General features: G+C 59.8%; 1 protein-coding gene. It reads right to left on the bottom strand.

All coding sequences use genetic code 11. The features are described 5' to 3' along the window. The coding region (locus tag FE784_RS41520) for a hypothetical protein (RefSeq protein WP_176706887.1) at nucleotides 1-522 on the bottom strand (522 nt) is incomplete at both ends.

The following is a 522-nucleotide window of genomic DNA, read 5'->3' as shown; positions in this document are numbered from 1 at the left end:
ATCGTCGGCGCTTGCGTGACGATGTTCGTTATTTCAATCGTACGTACTGCCGAACGACCAGCGGCATCTAGTGCAAATACCGTATACTTGTCGTTCGCGGTGACGCTAAACGAAGCGGAAGACGGCACATCCGTGCCGAAGGTCGGGCCAGCGAAATCCGCGGCTGTCCGTTCGCCCGGCGCCCAACGGAGGGCGTTCAGGGCGTTTCCGCTCGCAGAATTGTAGACCGACGTTGCCACGGTAATCGCGACGCTGGTGCTAACGGCCGTCTTCGGCGAGTAATCGAGCGTAATCGTCGGCGCTTGCGTGACGATATTTGTTATTTCAATCGTCTGGACCGCGGAAAGTCCAGCCGAGTCCGCGGCATACACGGTGTACGTGCCATTCTCGGTGATGTTAAACGAACCGGAAGGCGGTACATCCGAACCAAAGGCTGGGCCAGCGAAGTCCGCGACTGTCCGTTCGCCCGGCGCCCAACGGCGAGCGGTCAAGGCGTTGCCGCTCGCCGAATTGTAGACCGAC

It is taken from the genome of Paenibacillus hemerocallicola (assembly GCF_006265175.1).
Classification (GTDB): Bacteria; Bacillota; Bacilli; order Paenibacillales; family NBRC-103111; genus Paenibacillus_AB; species Paenibacillus_AB hemerocallicola.
The sequence above is the reverse complement of the archived record's forward strand: the minus strand, read 5'-3'. Positions and strand labels throughout refer to the sequence as shown.